Here is a 5,427-nt window from a genome sequence, read left to right on the forward strand (position 1 = left end):
TCGTGTATCCATGTTCACTAGACTAACTTCGCAACAGAAAACATCAATGAGAACTTAATTTTTATCTAAAAAAATATGAGCTACGGCAAACTTTGACCAAGTAAGTGATCAAGATCTAATAAGTCATAAAACAAAATATAAAAACAAAAAACTCATTAATTTTCAAAACGATAAAAAAACAATTACACTAATAACTTGAAGTGCATCGCAATAATAAATTGAAAGAGAGTAAAGTTCTTCTTGATTGGCATCGAAGAAAATGAGGGCTTTTTTTCTAATTACTGGACATTTTAATGTGGCGGTTTGAGATAAAAATAAAGCCTCAAAATTAATTTTGAGGCTTTATGAAGGAAGGGATGCTTAAAAAATTAGCTTTTCATTAACTCAAGCAAATCTTGTTCGCTGCGAATTTCGATCCCTAGTTCTTGCGCTTTTACTAATTTTGAACCAGCCGCTTCTCCGGCAAATAGTATATCGGTGTTTTTAGAGACGCTTCCCGTTACTTTTGCGCCAAGCTCTTGTAGCGCCGCTTTCGCATCACTTCTAGAGAGTTTCGACAAGCTCCCCGTCAAAACCACCACTTTACCAAGTAAAGGGAGAATCGCATCTTGGCTCGGCTTTTCGATATTAGGCCACTGGATACCGAGTTCGATCAATTCATTAATCACCCGTTGGTTTTTATCTTGCTCAAAAAAAGATGTGATATGACTCGCAACGATAACTCCAACATCTTGAACTTCAAGTAGTTCTTCATGGGTCGCTTGGCGAATTTTGTCTAATGACCCGAAATGGAGCGCAAGATTCGCCGCCGTCGCTTCCCCGACTTCACGTATGCCCAATGAATACAAAAAACGGGATAATGTGGTCATTTTGGCGGCATTTAGTGCATTAACGACATTTTGTGCTGATTTTGGTCCCATACGCTCTAACACCGTTAGCTGCCCTGCTTTTAGACGGAAGAGGTCCGCGGGCGTGCTCACCATCTCTTTATCAACAAGCTGCTCAATCACTTTTTCGCCTAAACCATCGACGTCTAACGCTTTGCGAGAGACAAAGTGCTTTAATGCTTCTTTGCGCTGAGCTTGACACACTAACCCCCCTGTACAACGGGCGACAGCTTCACCTTCAACACGCTCAATGTCAGAGTTGCACACCGGGCAGTACTGCGGGAAAACAATATCGACCACTGCATTAGAGCGTCTGTCTAACAACACAGAAACAATCTGTGGGATAACATCGCCTGCTCGACGAATAATAACGCTATCACCAATTTTCACGCCTAGGCGCTCAATTTCATCAGCGTTGTGTAATGTCGCATTGCTGACGGTGACTCCCCCCACAAATACAGGTTCTAACTTCGCAACAGGTGTAATAGCCCCGGTACGGCCCACTTGAAATTCAACATCGTTCAGGAGCGTTATTTCTTCTTGGGCGGGAAATTTATAAGCAATCGCCCAGCGAGGCGCCCGCGCGACAAAACCGAGCTTTTGTTGCAGTTCAATATCATCAACTTTAATCACCACGCCATCAATCTCATACGCGAGTTGAGCGCGACGAGTTAAGATACTTTGGTAGTACTCTTTCACTTCATCCATTGAAGAGACTAGACGTGTTTCAGGGCACATCGGCAGCCCCCACCCTTTTAACTGCAAAAAGCGCTGATAATGACTGCTTGCTAACTCAGCGCCTTCAATCACACCAACACTGTAAGCATAAAAATTCAACGGCCTTTGAGCTGTGATTTTTGAGTCGAGCTGTCTCAAGCTCCCTGCGGCCGCATTTCTTGGGTTAACAAAGGTTTTTTCACCTTTTTTGAGTGCTTGTTGGTTCAATCGCTCAAAACCGGCTTTAGGCATGAACACTTCACCACGAACTTCTAAACGAACGGGCCACCCTTTTCCCTGTAACTTCAGTGGAATAGCACTGATCGTTCGCACGTTTTCCGTAATATTTTCACCGACCGCGCCATCCCCACGCGTGGCGGCTTGTACTAACACACCATTATCGTAAAGCAAACTCACGGCTAAACCATCAAGCTTAGGTTCGCAGCAAAAAGCGTTAAAGTGGGCACTCGGTATCCGGTCTTGCATCCTCTTGTGAAAGGCATCAAGCTCTTTCTCATCAAACACATTATCTAAAGAGAGCATTGGAATTTCATGAGTCACCTGAGCAAAACCCTCTAAAGGCTTACCTCCAACACGCAAGCTGGGTGAATCCGCTGTGACTAACTCCGGATACTGCGATTCCAACTCAAGCAGCTCACGCATCAAACGATCATACTCAGCGTCAGGAATTTCAGGGTTATCTTCTACATAATAACGTACAGCATGATAATGCAGCGTCTCACGAAGTTGGCTTAATTTGTGTTCTATTGTTTGCATCATAATTCTCTCGGATCATGAAAAAAGGCTCCGACTAGGAGCCCTTAATGGTCGATGTTTATTCTACGCGTCTACGCGTTGCGTGCGCTTTTAAACTCTTGGATTTGGCGTCGGTAGGCAGCCAATCGATCTGGCGTCATTAAATTACGCGCATCATCCAATACATTGCCACCTAAATCATCAGCGATTTGTTGAGCGGTTTTAAGCATTAATTTGAAATTTTGATCAGGCTCGCCGTAGCAAGGCAGTGTCATGAAGAATGAGATACCGCGAGTAGTAAACTCCGCAGGATCATGATGTGCCAATGTACCGGGTTGCATCATGTTGGCAACACTAAACAGCACTTTCCCTGTACCTGACAGATCGGCATGCCGGTGGAAAATATCCATCTCACCATAAAGAAGGCCGTTTTGCTGCATACTGTCAAAAAGCTTAGTGCCGACAAAGGGATCATTTCCCGCACAATGCACATTCAGCACAATCACTTCCATTTCGGCTTCTTGAACGTCGGATTTTTGATTATCGTCAGCAATGACATCATCTTGTTCACTGAGACTTGGGGATTCGGTTTTCATCGATATTGAGGGCACATCATCGAGTTCATCAAGCACATTTTCAGGTTCAAAGCTTGGTGAATAACCGTCAATGAGAGGGTCAACCGCTTCACTAAAATCTGGCTCTTTACGTACTTTGCGAATAATTTCGAAATCATCTTCCGGAGCAAATGAACGCTGGGTCGCAGATTGTGTATCATCGTGATCAACATCAATTTTACCAAGAGGCTTATCCTCAAACTTGGACTTCCCTTCTTTCTTACTGGTCCAAAGACCATGAAATAGCAACGCGGCTATCGCTAGCGCGCCAACAATTATGAGTACGAATCGCAATTCCTGCATGTTTCACTCTCAGTTTCTCGATGCATGGTTATTCTCAGCTTTACCAGCTTGAATTGAACGTGTCACCAACGTGGGTTATATCGGTCTATCGGGGTACTTTACCAAAAGTTTGTACCGATTTAGAACAACTTAATGTGAGAAGTTCAATACATGATGTGATTTTCACCACGCTTTTCTTCTTCGGCAGGTTGAGTAGAATAGCTTTTTAGCATTGATTAACAGATATTCACATGGATAACGGTATGACACTTAAGCAACGTTCAGGTTTTGGATACTTCTTTTTTGGTCTAGAGCTAGCACTCACCCCCGGCATTCGACGCTTTGTGATTCTGCCATTACTCATCAACATCATTCTCGTCGGCAGCGCTCTTTTTTACTTATTCAATCATCTCAATACGTGGATAGAACAGTTTATTGGTCAAATCCCTGATTTTTTATCTTGGCTAAGTTACGTTTTATGGCCATTGCTCGCGATCACTATCTTAGCCACGTTCTCCTATTTCTTCAGTACGCTGGCTAACTTCGTCGCTGCACCATTTAATGGGCTACTCGCAGAAAAAGTGGAAGAAAGATTAATTGGCGCTCCAATCAACAGCGATGGCATCTGGTCTATGGTCAAAGATATCCCACGTATCCTCGCAAGAGAGTGGCGAAAATTAATCTATACCTTACCCAAAGCAATCGGTTTGTTCTTATTGCTCCTAATTCCTGCCTTAGGACAAACCTTAGGCCCTTTGCTGTGGTTCATTTTCACTGCATGGATGTTAGCCATCCAATACTGTGACTACCCATTTGACAACCACAAAGTGAGCTTTAACCAGATGAGACACAATTTGAAACAAAAACAGACCAAGGCGTATAGCTTTGGTGTTTTAGTGTCGATTTTTACCACCATACCCATTGTTAACTTAATCGTCATGCCAGTTGCTGTATGCGGTGCAACAGCCATGTGGGTTGGTGAATTTAAAAACAAACTGCAGTGATGGTGCGAGGGAGATTCAACCTGCATATCCCTCTATAAGTTATAACTTTTTAATCCTTTTACGTTTTAAGGTTAACACCTATTCTGCATCTGTATCCACTCACGTGTCTTATCAGACAGCCAGGCACATATAACGTGTGTAATAAAGGAATATCGCAATGAGCAAAATTTACGAAGACAACTCTCTGACTATTGGTAACACTCCTCTTGTTCGCTTAAACAAAGTCAGCAAAGGTAAGGTACTGGCGAAAATTGAAGCGCGCAACCCAAGCTTTAGCGTGAAGTGCCGTATCGGTGCCAACATGATTTGGGAAGCAGAAAAAGCTGGCACACTGAAACCTGGCGTTGAACTTGTAGAGCCAACCAGCGGTAACACCGGTGTTGCTCTTGCGTTTGTTGCAGCAGCTCGTGGCTATAAGTTGACGCTTACTATGCCTGAATCAATGAGTTTAGAGCGCCGTAAACTGCTTAAAGCTTTAGGAGCCAACCTTGAACTCACCGAAGCGGCGAAAGGCATGAAAGGCGCAATTGCTAAAGCAGAAGAAATTGTTGCCAGCAACCCTGAAAAATACTTGTTGCTGCAGCAATTCAATAACCCAGCCAACCCACAGATCCACGAAAAAACAACAGGGCCGGAAATCTGGGATGCAACTGATGGTGAGATTGACGTGTTCGTTGCAGGTGTCGGAACCGGTGGTACTTTAACGGGCACAAGCCGCTACATTAAGGGCCAAAAAGGCAAGGCTATCATCTCAGTTGCGGTTGAACCTGCGGAGTCGCCAGTCATTGCTCAAGCACTTGCTGGGGATGAAATTAAACCTGCACCACACAAAATCCAAGGTATAGGAGCGGGATTTATTCCTGGCAACCTCGATTTATCCCTCATTGACCGTGTTGAAGCCGTCACTTCAGAAGAAGCGTTTGAAATGGCAAGGCGCCTCATGGAAGAGGAAGGAATTTTGGCTGGAATTTCATCAGGCGCAGCGATTGTAGCAGCGAATAGATTAGCAGAACTACCTGAATTTGAAGGAAAAACAATTGTAGCGGTACTACCAAGCTCAGGTGAGCGTTATCTGAGCACCGCACTATTTTCGGGCCTATTTACCGAGAAAGAGAACCAACAGTAATAGGTGGTTAAATCAAATTTTCGTTTAAAAAAGCCCCATAC

General features: G+C 43.9%; 4 protein-coding genes. 2 read left to right on the forward strand and 2 right to left on the reverse strand.

Annotated features, from left to right (window positions below; translation table 11 throughout):
• Positions 1 to 368: 368 nt before the first annotated feature.
• Positions 369 to 2,384, reverse strand: coding sequence for an NAD-dependent DNA ligase LigA (ligA, locus tag B9J84_RS05925; protein ID WP_094123749.1), 2,016 nt, complete (start codon positions 2,382 to 2,384; stop codon positions 369 to 371).
• A gap of 68 nt (positions 2,385 to 2,452) precedes the next feature.
• Positions 2,453 to 3,277 carry a cell division protein ZipA gene (zipA, locus tag B9J84_RS05930; protein ID WP_013857321.1) on the reverse strand — a complete coding sequence of 275 codons (825 nt, stop codon included), beginning with the start codon at positions 3,275 to 3,277 and terminating at the stop codon, positions 2,453 to 2,455.
• Between the two features lie 230 nt (positions 3,278 to 3,507).
• Here zipA and cysZ point away from each other — a divergent pair, with 230 nt between their 5' ends.
• Together cysZ and cysK are read left to right on the forward strand one after the other, a co-directional pair.
• Positions 3,508 to 4,260, forward strand: a complete 753-nt coding sequence (gene cysZ, locus B9J84_RS05935; RefSeq protein ID WP_013857322.1) for a sulfate transporter CysZ — start codon at positions 3,508 to 3,510, stop codon at positions 4,258 to 4,260.
• A gap of 157 nt (positions 4,261 to 4,417) precedes the next feature.
• Positions 4,418 to 5,386: a cysteine synthase A gene (gene cysK, locus B9J84_RS05940; protein ID WP_094123750.1), complete on the forward strand. Its 969-nt coding sequence runs from the start codon at positions 4,418 to 4,420 to the stop codon at positions 5,384 to 5,386.
• The last annotated feature ends 41 nt before the right edge of the window (positions 5,387 to 5,427 follow it).

Origin of the sequence: Vibrio sp. V03_P4A6T147, assembly GCF_002241085.1 — a bacterium.
GTDB classification, from domain to species: domain Bacteria; phylum Pseudomonadota; class Gammaproteobacteria; order Enterobacterales; family Vibrionaceae; genus Vibrio; species Vibrio anguillarum.